The organism is Pseudoalteromonas sp. SD03 (genome assembly GCF_040937955.1).
GTDB classification, from domain to species: Bacteria; Pseudomonadota; Gammaproteobacteria; order Enterobacterales; family Alteromonadaceae; genus Pseudoalteromonas; species Pseudoalteromonas tetraodonis.
Genome location: NZ_CP162514.1, coordinates 2,544,349 through 2,562,299 on the forward strand (window position 1 = coordinate 2,544,349; position 17,951 = coordinate 2,562,299).

Genomic DNA, 17,951 nt, shown 5'->3' on the forward strand with positions numbered 1-17,951 from the left:
TAAAAATCATTGCTCTTGTAGAATCTAAGCAATTAGCATGCCTACCTTATAGTGCTTTATGCCTTTGATAAAACTGATTAGAGGAAAATTCATCGAGCATTTTTCGCTCACTTTTAGCGGCCAACATATCCGCTTTTATCTGTTGTTTTTCAATTAACTTAGCAACCGCTTTCGCTTTTACTTGTTGCTTTAACCACAAGGTTTTACGCTGGCTAACCACCTGCTTTGCAGTGTTAACAGTGCTTGCTTGTTGACGTATCGCTTCTTCAATCTTAGCAATAAATGCATGATACTGACTAAATCCGGCACTTGATAAACCCGACTGCCCCTTAATATGAAGTTGCTGCGTGTATTCAAGTCGAAAGTCATTTAAGCCCTGCAGCTTTTGCTGATTTACTTGCAAATTTTGATTAGCTTGCAAGTAGCTCATGCGTAACGTTTCTTCTTTTTCGTTTTCAAGCCTGAGCAACAAATGCAGTTTATTTTTTGCCATTATGCTTGTCCTAATAATTGCGCTAGCCCTTGAAGGCCATCATCATAGCTAATCACATCACGCATCCCTTGTTGTAAAAATGCGTTCACTCTTGGCATCATGTTTATCGCCTGATCGAGCATTTGATCACTGCCTTTTTGATAAGCGCCCAAGGTGATCATATCTTTGTTCTGTTGATACATTGAATACACTTGCTTAAGCACCCGAGCTTGTTGCATGTGCGACTCAGACACCACTTGAGGCATAACTCGAGAAATCGATTTTTCTATGTCAATGGCAGGATAATGGCCGCTGTCGGCTAAATCACGCGATAAAACAATATGTCCGTCAAGTATGGCACGTGCAGCATCAGCAATCGGGTCTTGCATGTCATCGCCTTCACTCAGTACGGTAAAAAAGGCAGTAATAGAGCCTTGCCCTTCCCCGCCGTTACCCGCTCTTTCCACCAGCGCAGGTAATTTAGCAAATACTGAAGGTGGGTAGCCTTTTGTTGCAGGGGGCTCACCCACAGCCAGCGCGATTTCACGCTGTGCCATAGCATAACGCGTCACCGAGTCGAGTAATAACAATACGTTTAAGCCTTGATCTCGAAAATACTCTGCAATGGTTACCGCACTTTCGCAGCCTTTTAATCGCATTAATGGTGAGGCATCAGCGGGGGCTGCAACAACAACTGAACGTTTACGCCCTTCAACACCCAGTATTTCTTCAATAAATTCTTTTACTTCTCGACCACGCTCACCGACTAAACCCACTACAATCACATCGGCTTCACTGCCTCGGGTCATCATGCCTAATAATACTGATTTACCCACACCAGAGCCTGCAAATAAGCCCATGCGCTGGCCTTGGCCGACAGTAATCACCGAGTTAATAGCACGTACCCCCACATCCATAGGCTTACTAATGGGGCGTCTTGCAAGAGGGTTTATTGCATTTTGAGCAAATTTGAGTGTATGTTCTGCATTAATTTTACCTAAGCCATCTAAAGGTCTGCCTAAGCCGTCTACCACTCGACCAAGTAAGCTCATGCCAACAGGCAAACCTGTGTCATTAACTTGGGGGATAACTCGCGCACCAGGCAGTACGCCTGAAATGTGGTCGTTAGGCATTAAATACAAAGTTTGATCGTTAAATCCAACAATTTCAGCGTCAACAAAGCCGTTCATTGTTTCAATTTTACATTGGCTGCCTACCGGAGCGCGCAAACCTTTGGCTTCCAGTGTTAAACCAACCACACGCGTTAAAACTCCCGCGACTGCAGGCGCTGGAATTTTAATATGCCGTTGGTATTGAGATAAGCGTTCGCTTAATGAAGTATCGCTCACAGACATAACACGCCAATAAAAAAGTTAGATACCACTGTTATGCAAAAAGCTATCCAACGTTTCTTTGACACGGGTTTTCAAGGTCATATCTAAAGATGATAACGTTGTTTTAACTTCACAACCGCCCCGCTCTAGAGTGGGTTCTGCAATTAATTGCCAATGATTATCTTCAATAGCTTGTTCGCCATAACTGGTTTTTATCAGCGATAAGTCATCTGGATGAAGATGAATTCGAACTTTTTCTTGTTCTGCATTAAGTGCATCAATGCTTTTTTTCAAAGTATGTAAAATAATATCAGGTGATGTTTTTACTTCTTGATAAATAATCGCTTCACTGAGCATAGTGGCTAGCTGTACCAGCTGTTTTTCTGCTTGCTCGTCCACTTTTTTAAGCGGGTCGCTTAAACTATCTAGTAAGCCACGCAGGCTGGTCAACTGCTCATCAATTAAGGGTTTAACGTCTTCTTGGCCTTGTGTTTTACCCAGCTCTACACCTTCTTTGTAACCCGCCTCTTTACCCTCGGTTACGCCTTTGTCAAAGCCATCTATATAGCCTTGTTCGTGCCCTTGTTTAAGGCCTTCTTCGTAGGCATCTTGGCGAATACGCTCCAGCTCTACCATAGTTAATGAAGGCAGCTCTGGTTCTTCCGGTTCTTCTACTTGCTCTTTTGCTATTTCTTTACGGTATAGCTCGGCTAAGGGTGTGCCATAAGCCGTAGAGCGATTGCGAAAGCTTCGCTCATCGGGAGCAACATCAGGAATTGGCCAATTTTTTAATAACTCATCAGCTTCATCTGCATGTAACGGGCGACCTTTAGAGTGACTCATAGGTTATAAGAACTCCTCACCACCGCCACCACCAAGCATAATTTCACCTGAATCAGAAAGGCGACGTGCTGTTGATAAAATTTCTTTTTGCGCCGCTTCTACTTCACTAATGCGCACAGGAGCCATAGCCTCTAAATCATCAGCGAGCATTTCAGCAGCACGTTTTGACATGTTACCCAAAATTTTCTCTTTAAGGGCATCGTCGGTCCCTTTAATGGCTTTCATTAATACATCTTGCGGCACTTCACGCAGGATTGCTTGAATGCCTCTGTCGTCTACATCCATTAAGTTTTCGAAGACAAACATTAAGTCTTGAATTTGTTGCGACATTTCTTCGTCATGCTCACGGATTGAATCCATTAACTGCCCTTCAACATTGGTATCGAGGTAGTTCATGATATCTGCCGCAGCTTTTAAGCCACCCATTTTCGCAGCTTGTGCACCCGCTTGACCGGCAAATTGTTTTTCCATAATTTCATTCAATTCTTGCAATGCTGCCGGTTGTACTTCTTCTAAATTAGCAATACGCATGGTTAAATCGAGGCGCACTTTTTCAGGAAATTGCGCTAAAATTTCAGCCGACTGTTCAGGCTCTAGGTAAGAGAGAACAATTGTTTGAATTTGCGGATGCTCATTACGAATAATGTTAGCCACCTGTTTAGAATCCATCCATTTTAATGAATCAAGGCCTTTAGCGCCTGAGCCCATCACTATTTGGTCTATCAAGCTGGCGGCTTTATCTTCACCTAATGCGGCTGTAAGTGCTTTTTTGATGAAGTCTTCAGATTGAAAACCAATCGTACTAAAGCTTTGAATTTGTTCAATAAACAAATTATGAACCGCGCTAATTTTAGCTTGCGACAAATCATCGATTGCCGCCATAGCCATACCGACCTTTTGCACTTGTTTTGGCTCTAAGTGCTTGAGGATTTGCGCTGCATCTTCTTCAGTTAAGCTCAGCAATAATATTGCGGCTTTATCTACACCATCAAGTTTATCAACATCAAACGCTTGAGGTAGTTGTTTTTGTTCTTGATCAGTCATCTTCTGTTAACCACGCTTTCACTACTTGTGATGATAGTTCTGGTTCATTGGCTACAAGGGCACGAACCGCTTTGAGTAAGTCTTCGTCGCCGTGTAGGTCTGGTAAGCGTAGTGTACCATCGCTTGAGAAGCCAACAGAAGCAGAATCAAAGTCATTATTTAGCATATCTAATGTGCTGTCACCAAGATCAACACCTGAACTAAGAGAATCTTCATCGTATTCTTCAAGTGTATTATCTGGGTAAATTAAGCGCTTAAGCATAGGTTTAACGACAGCTAAAATCAGTACAATAATAACCAGTGCACCTAATACTAAGCGCATCATTTTCATAAACCAATCTTGTTCCCATAAAGGCAACTCAAAATCAAGCGCTGAGTCTTCACGAACAAATGGTACGGTCACTACTTCAAGTGCATCGCCACGTTGCATATCAAAGCCTACGCCACCTTGTAACAAGCGACGAATATTTGACAGGGCTTCAACCGAGCGTGGCGTCATAGTTGTTTCACCATTTTCACCCACCGTAGGCAGGTAATCAACCGCAACAGAGACGCTTATTCTGCGGATCACTCCAGTTTGCTGACGCTTATGTGAAATAGTGGTATCGAGTTCATAGTTACGAGTGGCTTCTTTGTGAGTTCTACTCGGTGAGGTTGCAGTGCCTGCACCGCCCGCCATCGCATCTTCAGGAATAGTTGAGTTAACTGGTGGCTGATTAGTAAGCGCGCCTGGAATACCAACCGCTAGGCCACCAATATTATTTTCTTCAAAGGTCGTTTCACTTCTTACCGCAGGTAAATCTGGGTTGTAACGTTTTTGTGTTTCTTCTACCGCACTAAAGTCCATACTTAAATCTACTTGTGCGGTGTAATTACCTAATCCAACCACGGGAATCAAAATACTGTCGATTTTTTCTAGGTATTCTTGCTCACGTTTACGTTCTATATCGTATTCTTTACGCGAGCGTGCAGCTAAAGAGGTTTGCGAGCCTGAATTTAATAAACGACCATTTTGATCGGTCACAGTAACGCGCGAAGGCTCAAGCCCTTGTACCGCTGAAGCTATCATATCAACAACCGAGTCAACTTCTTCGCCATCTAGAGAGCGACCGCGTTTAAGAGTAAGTACAACAGTTGCAGAGGGTTTTTTCTCTCTACGGGCAAACACATTTTCTTTGGGAATCGCTAACAATACTTTGGCGCGAGTAACATTATTTAGCTCTTCTATAGTACGGGCAAGTTGTTGCTCACGACCATGTTTAAGGCGCTCACGCTCTAAACGTTGGCTTACCCCAAACCCCATGTCTTGCATAATAATGTCGCTACCTGATGTAGGCCCTTGATCTAAACCTTCACGGGTCATCAATAACTTGATATTTTGATATTCAGTTTCATCCACCGAGACCACATTGCCATCAAGTTGGTAGTCAATTTTTTGTGCATCTAAAAAGTCGAGTGTTTCTATTAACTCTTCAGTTTGCATTTTACCTAAAGGGCGCATATCTGGCTGACGAGCCCAAATAATAACGAAAATAGCAATGGCTAAACAAATAGCTAATGCAACAATCAGGGTAATTTGACGTAAAACATCAACACCGCCAAGGGCACTGAAATAGCCTGATTTTTGCTCTTGTTGATCTTCGTTTTCACTTTGCTCCATCATGCCATCAGCAAGTGCCAGATCTGTAGATTGATTAGATTGCGCCACAATAATTCTCCACTACCTAGTTAAACAGGCATGTTCATAATTTCTTTATAAGACTCAACAAGCTTATTACGAACCTGTACCGTAGCTTCAAATGCCACAGAAGACTTTTGCGAAGCAATCATAGCCTCGGCAAGTGATACGCTTCTGTCGCCATTCTCTACCGCTTTTACTTTTTGCCCTGTGTCTTGCTGAAGTTCATGCACTGTATTAAGGGCATTACTCAACATGTCACCAAACTGTGCTGTAGAGGTTGATTGCACTTGCGTTGGCAAGTTATTAACTTGATTACTACGTGTGGCCTCCGCAGCCATTGATTGCATTTCTTGAAATAAAGCACTGTTTTGAATTTTCATAATTGTCTCTGATAATGCAGTAAACTCTTAAAGAGAATAAAGCACAAAACATGCCAAAAATTAAAACCAATTAAAACAACGCTTTAAGTAAAATAATTAAGCAGTCAGAGTTTTGACAGCCCTAAATTCAAGTGATTGAACTTAGGGCTTATGGGGGTTATGCTGGGAGGGAAATACCTAAATCACGCATTTGTGCTAATTTGTAGCGTAAAGTACGCGGGCTAATACCTAAGGTTTCGGCGACCTCTTTACGTTTTCCTTGGCAGCGTGCCAAGGTTTCTAAAATAATACGATGTTCTTTATCTTTAAGCTCATCTTTGTAACTACCAGTATCGACGGCTAACAAATCATTTTTTTGCTCATCTGCAGGCGCTGCTTTTTCATCATAATAAGCGTTACTGAGACTACTTTTTACAGGCTCAATGTCAGCTTTAGTTTCTGCCACAAAATGCGTTGGGGCTAGATTTTCGATAAAAATAGCATGCTCATCAATACTATTTCCACTGCGTAAAATTAATGCTCGCTGGATAACGTTATCTAGTTCGCGTACGTTACCGGGCCAGCTATGGCTAAGCAGTTTTTGCTCTGCACTGCTATCTAAATACGCCATTGGCTCTTTGCTTTTACTTAAGTGACGTTCAATCAAATGTTTAGCCAACACAATAATGTCCCCTGGGCGCTCACACAGTGGTCGCCATAGCAGTGGGAAAACATTGAGTCGATAGTATAAATCTTCGCGGAACTGGTTTTCAGCAACCGCTTCTTTTAACTCTCGGTTACTTGTGGCAAGCACACGTACATCCAGTGCAATGGTTTTACGACCACCTAAACGCTCAACTTCACGCTCTTGTAGTACACGTAACAGCTTGGCTTGCAGGCCTAAATCCATTTCGGTGATTTCATCAAGTAAAATAGTACCCCCCTGCGCTTGTTCAAACTTACCAGGACAAGCCTGTATCGCACCGGTAAACGCACCTTTTTCATAACCAAATAAAGTGGCTTCGAGCATATTTTCTGGAATAGCAGCGCAATTAATCGCTACAAACGGTTCATTACAGCGTTTTGATTTGTCATGAATATAACGCGCCAGTACTTCTTTACCAGAGCCACTTGGCCCAAGCACCATCACACTGGCATCTGAACGAGCAACTTTATTAGCAAGTTCGAGTAATTGAATACTACTAGGGTCGGCGACAATGGGCCCGTCTGTTTCTTTTTCTTTTTCTGGTAAGTAACGACTCACCATATTCAATAGCACTTCTGGTGCAAATGGCTTGGCCATATAATCAATCGCGCCTAAACGCATAGCCTCTACAGCATCATCAATAGTGGCGTAGGCCGTCATCATTAGTACGGGTAAATCAGGGTAATTTAATTTAATACTACGTAATAAATCCAAGCCGCTCATTGCGCCCATTTGTACATCACTGACCACCAATGAAAATGCTTCTTTTTTTAGTAGCACCATGGCTTGCTCGGCACTATTGGCGGCCATACAGGCTATACCTGACATTTCAAGCGTATCAATTAATGCTTCACGAAGTCCGGCGTCATCTTCTACAACTAAAATAGTGTTACTCATTGTGACTCCCCTAATTTAGATGTGACACTAATAGGTAGCAACATACTAAAAATTGCTCCCCCTTGTGGGTTGTTGTTTGCTTCAACACGTCCCTGATGTGCACTGGCCACTGAACTTACAACGGCAAGTCCTAAACCAGTACCTTGGCTTTTAGTGGTATAAAAGGGTTCAAATATTTTTTCAGTTTGTGCTAAATCAAGCCCAGGGCCATTATCACTAACACTAATGCGAACATAATCAGAGTCTTGTATATCACGCAAAGCACTAAGATGTACTTGTGCACCACTGCCAATGACTTGAATACTATTATGAATTAGGTTTTGAATTGCGCTTGCCAATGCTGTTTTGTTACCCATAATTTCAATATCGGGTTCAGGTAAGCTCACATTTAATTCGCTATCATTGAGCGCTACCATAGCATCGGCACCGGCTTTAACTTCACTTAGTAGCTGTTGCATCGACACTTGCTCAACAACTTGCTGATCACCACTTTTAGCAAATAACAGCATGTCGTTTACTTGGGTTTCTAAATCTTTTAAACGTGACATTAATTTAGTATGAAAACTGCCGCGAGACGCTTCGGGTAAGCGTTTTGAGCCTAAATTTGCGGCATACAACATAGCCGCTGATAACGGTGTGCGTACTTGATGAGCTAAAGACGCAACCATTTTACCTAAGGCACTTAAACGCTGCATATGCGCGACTCGCTTTTGTAAGCGTCGGGTTTCGGTTAAATCGGTCATTAGTATAAGTTGCCCAGGCTCAGGCGCGAGTGCAGTAATATCGAGCTTTATTAAGCGTCCATCTTTTAACGACACTTCATGACCATCATCTTGATGAGGACGAAATGAGCGCTGAATAACGCTAAACCACTTCTCTCCTTCTAATGGCTCGCCGAGCATATCGATAGCTATTTGGTTTGCCTTAGCGATCATTCCTTTACCATCAAGTACAATAACGCCCGCAGGCATGGTATCAACCAGATGAGAGAGCCAACTTGCTTGTTGACGCAAATCACTCAACTCACCAACATACTCCTCTTGCAGTAAACATGGGTTATACTGATTAGCAGAAATAAACTGGGGTTTTAGCACACTTGCAAGGGCCATAATCAACTCTCTAAAATAATGTAGATACTGTAGCTAATGCACAATATGTACCAAAATTATTTCATAATAATATCAACAATTTAAATAGTTAAAATACGTGCCGTAAAAATGACGCGCTAAGGAATAAGCATGAAAGAAGAAGCTCAGTGTCGCTGTCCATGGTTAGATACTTCAAAACCCGACTACGTGGATTACCATGACCATGAATGGGGCGTACCTGTGTATGACGATCACCTACTTTTTGAGTTTTTAACGTTAGAATCGGCACAAGCAGGGTTAAGTTGGTACACCATATTAAAAAAGCGCGCTAATTATAAAAACGCCTTTGCAAACTTTGATGTAAATAAAGTAGCGGCCTTTACTGAGCAGGACCTAGAAACATTAATGCAAAATGAGGGAATTGTTCGCAACCGCTTAAAAATAGCCGCAACAATTAATAATGCAAAGTGCTTCATTGCTATTCAAAAAGAGTTTGGCAGCTTTAGTGATTACCAGTGGCGGTTTGTTGGCAATAAACCTCAGGTAAACGATTTAGAGACGCTTGCGGATTACCCTGCAGTTACTGAAGCATCAACGTTATTTGCAAAAGATTTAAAAAAGCGCGGTTTTAAGTTTTTAGGCCCAACCACAGTGTATGCCTACATGCAGGCGTGTGGAATGGTTAACGATCATAGTAATAATTGCTTTAGAAAAGAAGAAGTTAAAAAGCTAGGCTAGGTGGGGTTACGGGTTACGAGACGCGGGGTTAACCCGCTGACAAGTATAGCGCCGAGTTTGCATTAAACGCGGTGTTTAGTTTTTCTAACCTAATACCTGAAACCTGCCCTTAGCTCTCAATCTCTCGATAGGTTATATTTTTTCATTTTTTCGACCAGAGTGGTTCGCCTTACGCCAAGCACCTCGGCAGCACGGGCGACAACGTAATCAAAGCGCTCTAATGCCTGTGTGATTAAGTTAATTTCAAGCTCAGCTAAGTACTCTTTAAGCTCAATACCTTCATCGGGCAATAAACCAGGTGCGGCCTGAGCAAAGTCATCTTCTAGATCTATTTCATCTTCACTAAATCCGCCGCTAAAAATATCATTAAATGCATCACGCTCCATCAGTTCTTCTGGGTACTGTGGCTCATAGGCTTCAACTTCAATGTAGCGGTATTTATTAGGTAAGTCAGGAACATCCACCACCTTGTCTGGGAACATAATAACCATACGCTCAACTAAGTTAGCGAGCTCACGAATATTACCCGGCCAAGAATGTTCTTTTAAACTATCAATAGCACGCTCTGTAAACTTAGCCGTAGTACCGCTTTGTTCATTTACACGGCGCATAAGCTCTTTAAGTAGTAATGGTATGTCTTCTGCGCGTTGAGCAAGAGATGGGCTCTCAATAGGAAAAACATTTAAGCGATAGTATAAATCTTCTCTAAATGAGCCTTTTTCTATCATGTTTTCAAGGTCACGGTGGGTTGCAGCAATCACACGCACATCAGCTTGGATCGCTTTGGTACCACCAACGCGCTCATAGCTACGCTCTTGGAGCACTCGCAGTAACTTAACCTGCATTTGCAGTGGCATATCCCCTATTTCATCTAAAAATAGCGTGCCACCTTGCGCTAACTCAAAACGGCCTTTTCGTGCTGAAATAGCCCCAGTAAACGCGCCTTTTTCATGACCAAATAGTTCACTTTCTAGTAGCTCTGCAGGAATTGCCCCACAGTTTACTGGTACAAAAGGGCCTTTATTACGCTTAGAAAGCAAATGTACGTTACGGGCAACTACTTCTTTACCTGTGCCCGACTCACCTAAAATAAGTACGTTAGCATCGGTTTTAGCAACCTGCGTAATTAAAAAGCGTAAATCTTTTACCGCTTTGGTTTCACCAACAAGACCATCAAAGGTGCTTTTCTCTTTATTATTTTTATGTTCATGCGGCAACATGCGCTGATATTGCTGACAGTCGTGTAACAGCTGTGTGGTTATTTCATGAGTAAATGGCTCACATATCAACCCCACAACATTAGCCAAACTCAACAAAGGTTTAAGCGTTTCACCAATGAGTAAAAAAGGAAATGTTGGGTATCGTTTAATTAAACTTTCGTGATCTAAAGACTGCAAAGCACCTAACACCACAATACATTCTTTGTTTTGATAGTGGCTACATGCCTGTTCAAAGTCAGCTTCTGTTTGCAACTGTACCGCCTCACCAATAAAAGTAAGCGATGCGTATAATCCAATAGAGCGATTGTTATTATTATCTAAAATTAAGATCATCTTTAGCGAGCCATTTATTTCACTAATTTGTTTTATTAATCAAATTGTAAGCCAGTTGGGTTTGGATGCAAGCAATAGCGGCGATTTTTTGACATTAACGCCAAAAAACAGACACTGGCCGCACAAAGTCAATACTTTATAACTATTAATTGCCTGGGTAGTTTTAGTGATATACATACTTAGGATGAATTAAACGACATTATAATGCGATTTTCAATGATACGATTCCACACAGAAGAAACACATAAAAACTGCTATTATTACTTAAAGGTGTGACTGTTTTTGCCGATAAAGTAATAGTCAAACTTATGTTGGAACTAAACTTGCTTAGAGTTCTGAACATGTTATTAAAATTTGAGGAATTACCTATGGCTCATGCATCAATCAATAAATACCGTCAAATAACAGTTAGCAGTGTTAAAGAAATGACGCCTTACGACCAAGTTAAACTCGTGTTTGTGAATATTGTTGGCAAGCTCTCTGCTGCAAAAGGATTTATTGAACGTAAAGAGTTAGAAAAAAAAGGCAACGCAATCTCTGATTGTATTGTGCTACTTGGTGCGTTGCAGCAGGTATTAAATTTTGAACACAATAATGAAGTATCAACTAACTTAGACTCTTTGTATGACTACTGCCAGCGCTGCTTATTAACAGCAAACCTTGAAAACAATATAGATAAAATCGATGAAGTAATTACCTTGATTAAAGAGATTAAATCAGGTTGGGAAGCAATTCCATTCGAGCAAAGAGAACCACAACTATAATGGCTTTAAAGCAAATAACGAGTTCACAAGTTACAGATAGTGAAACTCGCAAATATTGTAATGAGCTAGTGAGTTTGATTAATGACTCAGAGGATTGGGATATTGAGCAAGCGCTGAGTATTCATAATAAGCTTGATACATATATAAGTGAATCACTTACAAGAGAAAAAGCTTTTTACTCTGCGACTGAACTTGAGTTTTTAATTAACCTAATAGAACAGCTATCTGCTAAAATGGATGCTCAAAAACAACTATTAGCGGTTAAAATAGTTGGTAATCAAAAAAATAAAAAAGCTGTAAATAAGTATAAATCTAACTTTTAAAATAGATTTGGCAATATTAGGCTGGTTAGCTGTGGAGAGAATCTCATGTTTGATGGAAAGGTAGTTTTAATAACAGGTGGAACAGGGTCGTTCGGTAAAAAGTATGTAAAAACACTATTAGAGCGGTACAGTCCAAAAAAAATTATTATCTTTTCTCGTGACGAGTTAAAACAGTTTGAGATGCAGCAAGATTTTGATCAGCCTTGCATGCGCTACTTTATTGGTGATGTTCGAGATAAAGAACGACTAAATCGCGCAATGCGTGGCGTTGATTATGTCATCCATGCTGCAGCCCTTAAGCAGGTACCTGCCGCAGAGTACAACCCAATGGAATGCATCAAAACTAATATTAATGGCGCAGAAAACGTCATTAATGCAGCACTTGATAACAATGTTGAAAAAGTCATTGCCCTCTCTACAGATAAAGCAGCTAACCCTATTAATTTGTATGGTGCCACTAAATTAGCCTCGGATAAATTATTTGTAGCGGCAAACAATATTGCAGGCGGCCATAAAACGACTTTTTCAGTAGTGCGTTATGGGAATGTAGTATGTTCGCGAGGGTCAGTTGTGCCTATTTTCCAAAAATTCATTAATGAAGGCCGTGATCACATCCCTATCACTCATGACGAAATGACTCGTTTTTGGATAAGCCTTCAACAAGGTGTTGATTTTGTTTTAACAAATTTCGCGCGCATGTTGGGCGGTGAAATTTTCGTACCTAAAATCCCATCAATTCGAATTGCTGATTTAGCAAAAGCAATGGCTCCTGAATTACCTATTAAAATTATTGGTATTCGCCCAGGAGAGAAACTTCATGAAGTTATGTGCCCTGCCGATCTGTGTTTTGAAACCTATGAATATAACGATCATTTTGTAATTGCACCAGGCATCAAATTTAGCAGTCGTAGTAATGACTTTACAGTTAATGCACTTAATGAAAAGGGAAAAAAAGTTCAGCAAGGCTTTGAATATAACTCTTTGAACAACCCACATTACATGACGATTGAAGAAATTGAAGCCTTCAATATTGAAGCCTTAATTTAAAAGTAATGACTCCATGATCCCATACGGCAAACAAGCTATCTCTCAACAAGACATCGACGCAGTAGTTGATGTCTTAAAATCTGATTGGTTAACGCAAGGCCCAAAAGTACCCGCTTTTGAGCAAGCCATCGCAAATTATTGTGGCAGCACCTATGCATGTGCAACAAACAGTGCCACATCAGCATTGCACGTTGCATGTTTAACGTTAAATGTGGGGAAAGATGACATCGTGTGGACCTCCCCTATTTCGTTCGTTGCTTCCGCAAATTGTGCACTGTACTGTGGTGCTCAAATAGACTTTGTGGATATTGATGTAGCAACAGGGAATATGTGCACTGATGAGTTAGAAAAAAAACTTATTATTGCTAAAGAAAATAATCGTTTACCAAAGGTAGTCATCCCAGTTCACCTGGCAGGTCAATCATGTGATATGCAGGCTATATATCAACTTGCAGTTGAATATGGCTTTAAGATTATTGAAGATGCTTCACATTCTATTGGTGCAAAATATTTAGGTAAGCCTGTGGGCAGCTGTGAGTTTTCAGATATTTGCGTATTTAGCTTTCATCCAGTCAAAATAATCACCTCAGCTGAAGGTGGAATGGCGGTAACAAACAACAAACGACTTGCTAATAAAATGGTGCGTTTACGTAGTCACGGGATTACATCCGATCAGAGTGAAATGACAGAGCCAAGTCATGGCCCTTGGTACTATCAGCAAGTTGAACTCGGCTTTAATTATAGAATGACTGAGTTACAAGCTGCACTAGGCCTTAGCCAGCTCTCAAAGCTTGATGAATTTGTTGCAAAACGCAACCAGCTAGCTAAAGTATATACTAGCAAGCTAAAAGATATGTCTATCAATCATTTAACTCAATCACACCAAAGCTATTCTAGTTACCATCTATATATTTTAACCTTGTCTGGTGATGCAATTGTAAAACATGATTCTCTTATCTGTAGTTTAAGAGAGCAAGGCATAACGAGTCATTTGCATTACATTCCAATTCATATACAACCTTATTACAAAGAGCTTGGCTTTAAGGCAAATGACTTTCCAAATGCAATGAGATACTACAGCTGCGCTCTCACCATACCTTTGCATCCTGGATTAACTAATTCAGAACAAAACTTCATAATAGAAACATTAGCTAAACAACTATGAAAATCGCTTTAGGAACCGCCCAATTTGGTTTGAATTATGGTATTAGTAACACCCTTGGGCAGGTAAAAAAAAATGAGATCAAACGAATACTTAGTGCTGCGCTAGACGCTGGCATTACAGTGGTTGATACGGCATCAGCTTATGGAATTAGCGAGAGTAATATTGGCCAATCGGGTTTAAGCCAAGCTTTATCTATCGTTACTAAAGTATCAAGTGAAAATATTCACGCGCAGGTAGAAAAAAGCTTAAAAAATCTGAACTGTGACTCAATTGATGCAGTGTTATTTCATAATTGTGAGTTGCTTTTAAGCAGCTCAGGGGAAGACTATTTTTCGCAGCTAGAGCAGTTAAAAACCAAAGGCATAGTTAAGCGAATAGGTGTTTCTGTTTATAATCCTAAAGAACTTGAATTACTTAGTGAAAGGTTTAATTTAGATCTGATTCAAGCTCCTGTTAATTGGTTAGATCAACGTTTTATACAACCTGAAATTATCGATAAGCTAATAGAAAAAAATATAAAGCTTCACGCTCGCTCGATATTTTTACAAGGGCTTTTATTAGAGCCAATGATTCAAAATAACGCTTATTTTTCACAGTTTAATAATGAGTTTTCTCAGTATAATCGTGTTATTAATGAATTAGGCTGCAATCGGCTAACTTTCGCATTAGCAATTATTGCGCAAAAAGCCCCTCATATCGAAAATGCAATTATAGGATGTTGCTCACAAGAACAGTTAACACAATTAATAGACAGCTACTGCGCCGCAAAAAAGCTTACACTCCCCTCGGATGACGTTTTAGCCTCTTTAGCTTCAAGTAATTTAGCATTAATCAATCCATCGCAATGGCTTGGTTAATTAAGCGCTAGGATTAAAAATATGATAAATGCTTTCATGCAAGCTAGGACAGGATCAACACGCTTACCTAATAAAGTTTTAAAGAACCTCCAAGGTTTACCTATGTTTATTCAACAAGCTAAGCGTGTACAACGAGCAAAATTAGTAGACAACCTAGTTATTGTCACAAGTACTGATGAAAGTGACGACATTATTGAACAGTTATGCAATGAGAATAATTTATTATGCTTTAGAGGAAGTTTAAGCAATGTTCTCAGCCGGTACTTTCATGCTGAACTCAATTACCCTTGTGATGCTATCGTTAGAATAACAGCTGACTGCCCAGTGATTGACCCTGAGCTCATGGACTATGTCATTAATAGTCATTTAAAAAACAAAAATGATTATACTTCAAACTGCTTAGTAGCCACATACCCTGATGGTCTCGATATTGAAGTGATCAGTAAAAAGGCCTTACATAACGCTTATAAATATGCAGAAAAGCCTTCTGAGCTAGAACACGTAACACCTTATATAACAAGTCACCCTGATAAGTATAAGTTACAGAATATCCAAAGTGAGCAAGACCTCTCTGCCTATAGATGGACTGTTGACGAACCCAATGACTTTGAGTTGATTTCATCAATATATGAAAATTTATATGTAAAAAAGCCTAATTTTAATTATCAAGATATACTGGAATTGTTATCGCATAAACCAGAGCTGAACTTATTAAACTCCCAAATTGCTCGAAATGAGGGAATGGTTAAATCATTAAAACAAGATAAAGAAGAAGGCTATGAATAATTACACTAATTCAGCGGAGTGGCTACATAGAGCTGAAAAAACCATTCCTCTAGGTTCCCAAACTTTTAGTAAGAGTAGAATTGCGTTCCCACAAAATGCAGCACCTTTATTTATTGAACGAGGTTTAGGTTCTAAAGTGTGGGATGCAGATAATAATGAGTATATTGACTTTGTGAATGGCTTACTTTCTGTTTCTTTAGGCTACTGTGATGCTGATGTAAATCAAGCTGTGATAGACCAGCTTAGCTCAGGGATCACTTTCTCCCTTCCTCATAGATTAGAAATGGAAGTCGCCGAAGAACTCACAAAGCTAATACCTTGCGCTGAAATGGTGCGTTTTGGTAAAAATGGCAGTGACGCAACATCTGCTGCTATTCGACTAGCAAGAGCTTATACAAAAAGAGAGCATGTTGCAGTCTGTGGTTATCATGGTTGGCAAGATTGGTATATTGGCTCAACAACCAGAAATTTAGGTGTTCCCGAGTGTGTTAGAGCGCTTACCCATACGTTTACATACAATGACCTTAGCTCATTAGAAAGGCTCTTTACTGAATACCCTGAACAGCTTGCTGCTGTAATTATGGAGCCAATGAATATAGCCTTTCCAGAAGCTGGATTTCTTGAAGGAGTACAAGCACTTTGTAAAAAACATGGCTCTGTACTAATTTTTGACGAAACAATTACCGGTTTTCGGTTTGATCTACATGGTGCTCAAGGCTTATTTAATATTACACCTGACCTAGCAACCTTTGGCAAAGGCATGGCAAACGGATTCCCTATTTCAGCTATTGTTGGAAAGAAAGAAATAATGTCATTGATGGAAGATATTTTCTTCTCCGGCACCTTTGCGGGCGAAACCATGTCTTTAGTTGCTACAAAAACAACATTAAAAAAAATGCAGCAAGAAAGAGTACTGACACATATTCACACTTTAGGTGAAAAATTAATTTGTGAGCTTAATAAATTAATAGAAAAACACGATGTAAAAGATTGGCTGAGCACTGCAGGTCATCCGTCATGGTCTTTTATTATTATTAAAGACACTCAAAAATATTCCTCATTAGAGCTAAAATCTTTATTTATTCAAGAGATGTGCACTAGAGGTATTTTAATTGGTGGTAGTCATAACCTTAGCTTTGCCCATACACATGATGATATAGAGAAATTACTTAATGCATACGATGAAGTTATTTTTATTTTAAAAAATACAATAAAAACGCAAAATTTGTATGATATTTTTAAAGGTAAACTATTAGAGCCCGTTTTTAAGGTGAGATAATGCAATTAGCCATAAGAACAGATGCCAACGAATTAATCGGTGCCGGCCATTTGATGCGCTGTTTAGAGTTAGCAAACACTTTAGCCGAAAAAAATATAAAAATTAGATTCATTGTAAAAGAGTCTGCTTTAGCGAAATCTTTACTAAAGAGCCAGTTAGTTAGTTATTTAAAATTATCTACAGCAAATAATGGACTTGAAGAAACCAACCAAATACTTGAAAAATACAATATCAAAAGTATTTTAATTGACCATTATGAAATAGATATTCAATGGGAGCAACAATTAATAGCTGATTATATAGTTATAATCGATGATCTAGCTGATAGAGCACATCTTTGTAATTTACTAATTGATACGGCATCAGAGTCTAGGCTAAGCGCTTATAAAAAGCTTGTGCCTAAGCAATGCAAACTTCTACTGGGTCCTAAATATGGAATTATCAGAGATGAATTCATTCGAAAATTAAACGATGAGCACTTAGCCTATGACATATTTATATGTTTTGGCGCCTCAGATCCTCAAAACAATAGCTTTGCTTCGTTATATGAACTTGATGTAAGGCAATACAAGGGTAAAATTTGTTTAACTACAGGTTTGGGTTATGCACACGGAAAAACGCTAAAAAGCCTCATTGAAAATACAAATTTAAACATAACTTGGCATCAAGCACCTCCAAACTTAGCTGACTTAATGTATCAATCAAAAGTAATCATTACAGCTCCTGGTTCAATGCTCTTCGAAGCTGCATCAATGGGAAAATCCATTATAATGATAAAAACAGCAGAAAATCAAAATGGTAACATTGAGTTATTTGAATTAAGTGAAGCAGCTATTTTATCAACCGTCTCCAACATATATAGCTGTATTCAAATAATTGAAGATAAAAGTAAAATATTAGCATTAAAAGCAAAAGCTATTAGTGATGGCAAAGGAAAATATAGAATTGCTCATTGTATCCATCAAAATTCATCGTTGATATAAGTGAAAATTGACTCTCTTACATATTTAAATGA

General features: G+C 39.7%; 18 protein-coding genes. 9 read left to right on the forward strand and 9 right to left on the reverse strand.

Going from position 1 to position 17,951, the window contains the following annotated elements; all coding sequences use genetic code 11:
- Positions 1 to 46: 46 nt before the first annotated feature.
- From fliJ to ABZP26_RS11960, 8 genes are all read right to left on the reverse strand, one after another.
- Entirely contained in the window at positions 47 to 493 is a 447-nt protein-coding gene (gene fliJ / locus ABZP26_RS11925) for a flagellar export protein FliJ (protein WP_368484978.1), read from the reverse strand.
- The gene (gene fliI / locus ABZP26_RS11930) at positions 493 to 1,827 is read right to left on the reverse strand and encodes a flagellar protein export ATPase FliI (RefSeq protein WP_008112184.1); all 1,335 of its coding nucleotides are present in this window, start codon (positions 1,825 to 1,827) and stop codon (positions 493 to 495) included. Before fliI ends, fliJ begins: the two co-directional genes overlap by 1 nt.
- 18 nt (positions 1,828 to 1,845) lie before the next feature.
- A complete protein-coding gene (gene fliH / locus ABZP26_RS11935) occupies positions 1,846 to 2,649 on the reverse strand; it encodes a flagellar assembly protein FliH (protein WP_013465558.1) in 804 nt (267 codons plus the stop codon).
- 3 nt (positions 2,650 to 2,652) lie between these two features.
- Positions 2,653 to 3,693, reverse strand: a complete 1,041-nt coding sequence (fliG, locus tag ABZP26_RS11940; RefSeq protein WP_013465559.1) for a flagellar motor switch protein FliG — start codon at positions 3,691 to 3,693, stop codon at positions 2,653 to 2,655.
- On the reverse strand, positions 3,686 to 5,401 hold the full coding sequence (fliF, locus tag ABZP26_RS11945) for a flagellar basal-body MS-ring/collar protein FliF (RefSeq protein ID WP_008112179.1): 1,716 nt from the start codon (positions 5,399 to 5,401) through the stop codon (positions 3,686 to 3,688). Before fliF ends, fliG begins: the two co-directional genes overlap by 8 nt.
- A gap of 20 nt (positions 5,402 to 5,421) precedes the next feature.
- Complete coding sequence (gene fliE / locus ABZP26_RS11950; RefSeq protein ID WP_016899229.1) at positions 5,422 to 5,754, reverse strand: flagellar hook-basal body complex protein FliE; 333 nt, start codon at positions 5,752 to 5,754, stop codon at positions 5,422 to 5,424.
- A gap of 157 nt (positions 5,755 to 5,911) precedes the next feature.
- Entirely contained in the window at positions 5,912 to 7,336 is a 1,425-nt protein-coding gene (locus ABZP26_RS11955; protein WP_008112175.1) for a sigma-54 dependent transcriptional regulator, read from the reverse strand.
- Complete coding sequence (locus tag ABZP26_RS11960) at positions 7,333 to 8,445, reverse strand: PAS domain-containing sensor histidine kinase (RefSeq protein WP_128583041.1); 1,113 nt, start codon at positions 8,443 to 8,445, stop codon at positions 7,333 to 7,335. Before ABZP26_RS11960 ends, ABZP26_RS11955 begins: the two co-directional genes overlap by 4 nt.
- A 129-nt stretch (positions 8,446 to 8,574) precedes the next feature.
- On the opposite strand from ABZP26_RS11960, the gene ABZP26_RS11965 reads away from it, so the two are divergent.
- Positions 8,575 to 9,162 carry a DNA-3-methyladenine glycosylase I gene (locus ABZP26_RS11965; RefSeq protein WP_290172479.1) on the forward strand — a complete coding sequence of 196 codons (588 nt, stop codon included), beginning with the start codon at positions 8,575 to 8,577 and terminating at the stop codon, positions 9,160 to 9,162.
- Between the two features lie 116 nt (positions 9,163 to 9,278).
- On the opposite strand, the gene ABZP26_RS11970 is transcribed toward ABZP26_RS11965, so the two are convergent.
- Positions 9,279 to 10,715: a sigma-54-dependent Fis family transcriptional regulator gene (locus ABZP26_RS11970; RefSeq protein ID WP_008112169.1), complete on the reverse strand. Its 1,437-nt coding sequence runs from the start codon at positions 10,713 to 10,715 to the stop codon at positions 9,279 to 9,281.
- A 368-nt stretch (positions 10,716 to 11,083) separates the two neighbouring features.
- On the opposite strand from ABZP26_RS11970, the gene fliS reads away from it, so the two are divergent.
- The 8 genes from fliS to pseG are packed head-to-tail and all read left to right on the forward strand — an operon-like array spanning position 11,084 to position 17,919.
- Entirely contained in the window at positions 11,084 to 11,479 is a 396-nt protein-coding gene (gene fliS, locus ABZP26_RS11975) for a flagellar export chaperone FliS (protein WP_013465564.1), read from the forward strand.
- Positions 11,479 to 11,802, forward strand: coding sequence for a hypothetical protein (locus tag ABZP26_RS11980; RefSeq protein ID WP_013465565.1), 324 nt, complete (start codon positions 11,479 to 11,481; stop codon positions 11,800 to 11,802). The genes fliS and ABZP26_RS11980 overlap by 1 nt, the downstream gene beginning before the upstream one ends.
- Positions 11,803 to 11,847: 45 nt before the next feature.
- A complete protein-coding gene (pseB, locus tag ABZP26_RS11985; RefSeq protein ID WP_013465566.1) occupies positions 11,848 to 12,849 on the forward strand; it encodes a UDP-N-acetylglucosamine 4,6-dehydratase (inverting) in 1,002 nt (333 codons plus the stop codon).
- A 13-nt stretch (positions 12,850 to 12,862) separates the two neighbouring features.
- Positions 12,863 to 14,014 carry a UDP-4-amino-4,6-dideoxy-N-acetyl-beta-L-altrosamine transaminase gene (gene pseC / locus ABZP26_RS11990; protein ID WP_368484979.1) on the forward strand — a complete coding sequence of 384 codons (1,152 nt, stop codon included), beginning with the start codon at positions 12,863 to 12,865 and terminating at the stop codon, positions 14,012 to 14,014.
- Positions 14,011 to 14,871, forward strand: a complete 861-nt coding sequence (locus tag ABZP26_RS11995) for an aldo/keto reductase (protein WP_013465568.1) — start codon at positions 14,011 to 14,013, stop codon at positions 14,869 to 14,871. The genes pseC and ABZP26_RS11995 overlap by 4 nt, the downstream gene beginning before the upstream one ends.
- 21 nt (positions 14,872 to 14,892) lie before the next feature.
- Complete coding sequence (locus tag ABZP26_RS12000; RefSeq protein WP_058155101.1) at positions 14,893 to 15,657, forward strand: glycosyltransferase family protein; 765 nt, start codon at positions 14,893 to 14,895, stop codon at positions 15,655 to 15,657.
- On the forward strand, positions 15,650 to 16,936 hold the full coding sequence (locus ABZP26_RS12005; RefSeq protein WP_215521759.1) for an aminotransferase class III-fold pyridoxal phosphate-dependent enzyme: 1,287 nt from the start codon (positions 15,650 to 15,652) through the stop codon (positions 16,934 to 16,936). Before ABZP26_RS12000 ends, ABZP26_RS12005 begins: the two co-directional genes overlap by 8 nt.
- Positions 16,936 to 17,919: a UDP-2,4-diacetamido-2,4,6-trideoxy-beta-L-altropyranose hydrolase gene (gene pseG / locus ABZP26_RS12010; protein WP_058155104.1), complete on the forward strand. Its 984-nt coding sequence runs from the start codon at positions 16,936 to 16,938 to the stop codon at positions 17,917 to 17,919. The genes ABZP26_RS12005 and pseG overlap by 1 nt, the downstream gene beginning before the upstream one ends.
- The last annotated feature ends 32 nt before the right edge of the window (positions 17,920 to 17,951 follow it).

Bases quoted from the DNA above. Each gene is read 5' to 3' on its own strand.
- fliJ (WP_368484978.1), bottom strand. From the start codon at position 493: ATGGCAAAAAATAAACTGCATTTGTTGCTCAGGCTTGAAAACGAAAAA.
- fliI (WP_008112184.1), bottom strand. From the start codon at position 1,827: ATGTCTGTGAGCGATACTTCATTAAGCGAACGCTTATCTCAATACCAA.
- fliH (WP_013465558.1), bottom strand. From the start codon at position 2,649: ATGAGTCACTCTAAAGGTCGCCCGTTACATGCAGATGAAGCTGATGAG.
- fliG (WP_013465559.1), bottom strand. From the start codon at position 3,693: ATGACTGATCAAGAACAAAAACAACTACCTCAAGCGTTTGATGTTGAT.
- fliE (WP_016899229.1), bottom strand. From the start codon at position 5,754: ATGAAAATTCAAAACAGTGCTTTATTTCAAGAAATGCAATCAATGGCT.
- ABZP26_RS11955 (WP_008112175.1), bottom strand. From the start codon at position 7,336: ATGAGTAACACTATTTTAGTTGTAGAAGATGACGCCGGACTTCGTGAA.
- ABZP26_RS11960 (WP_128583041.1), bottom strand. From the start codon at position 8,445: ATGGCCCTTGCAAGTGTGCTAAAACCCCAGTTTATTTCTGCTAATCAG.
- ABZP26_RS11965 (WP_290172479.1), top strand. From the start codon at position 8,575: ATGAAAGAAGAAGCTCAGTGTCGCTGTCCATGGTTAGATACTTCAAAA.
- ABZP26_RS11970 (WP_008112169.1), bottom strand. From the start codon at position 10,715: ATGATCTTAATTTTAGATAATAATAACAATCGCTCTATTGGATTATAC.
- fliS (WP_013465564.1), top strand. From the start codon at position 11,084: ATGGCTCATGCATCAATCAATAAATACCGTCAAATAACAGTTAGCAGT.
- ABZP26_RS11980 (WP_013465565.1), top strand. From the start codon at position 11,479: ATGGCTTTAAAGCAAATAACGAGTTCACAAGTTACAGATAGTGAAACT.
- pseB (WP_013465566.1), top strand. From the start codon at position 11,848: ATGTTTGATGGAAAGGTAGTTTTAATAACAGGTGGAACAGGGTCGTTC.
- pseC (WP_368484979.1), top strand. From the start codon at position 12,863: ATGATCCCATACGGCAAACAAGCTATCTCTCAACAAGACATCGACGCA.
- ABZP26_RS11995 (WP_013465568.1), top strand. From the start codon at position 14,011: ATGAAAATCGCTTTAGGAACCGCCCAATTTGGTTTGAATTATGGTATT.
- ABZP26_RS12000 (WP_058155101.1), top strand. From the start codon at position 14,893: ATGATAAATGCTTTCATGCAAGCTAGGACAGGATCAACACGCTTACCT.
- ABZP26_RS12005 (WP_215521759.1), top strand. From the start codon at position 15,650: ATGAATAATTACACTAATTCAGCGGAGTGGCTACATAGAGCTGAAAAA.
- pseG (WP_058155104.1), top strand. From the start codon at position 16,936: ATGCAATTAGCCATAAGAACAGATGCCAACGAATTAATCGGTGCCGGC.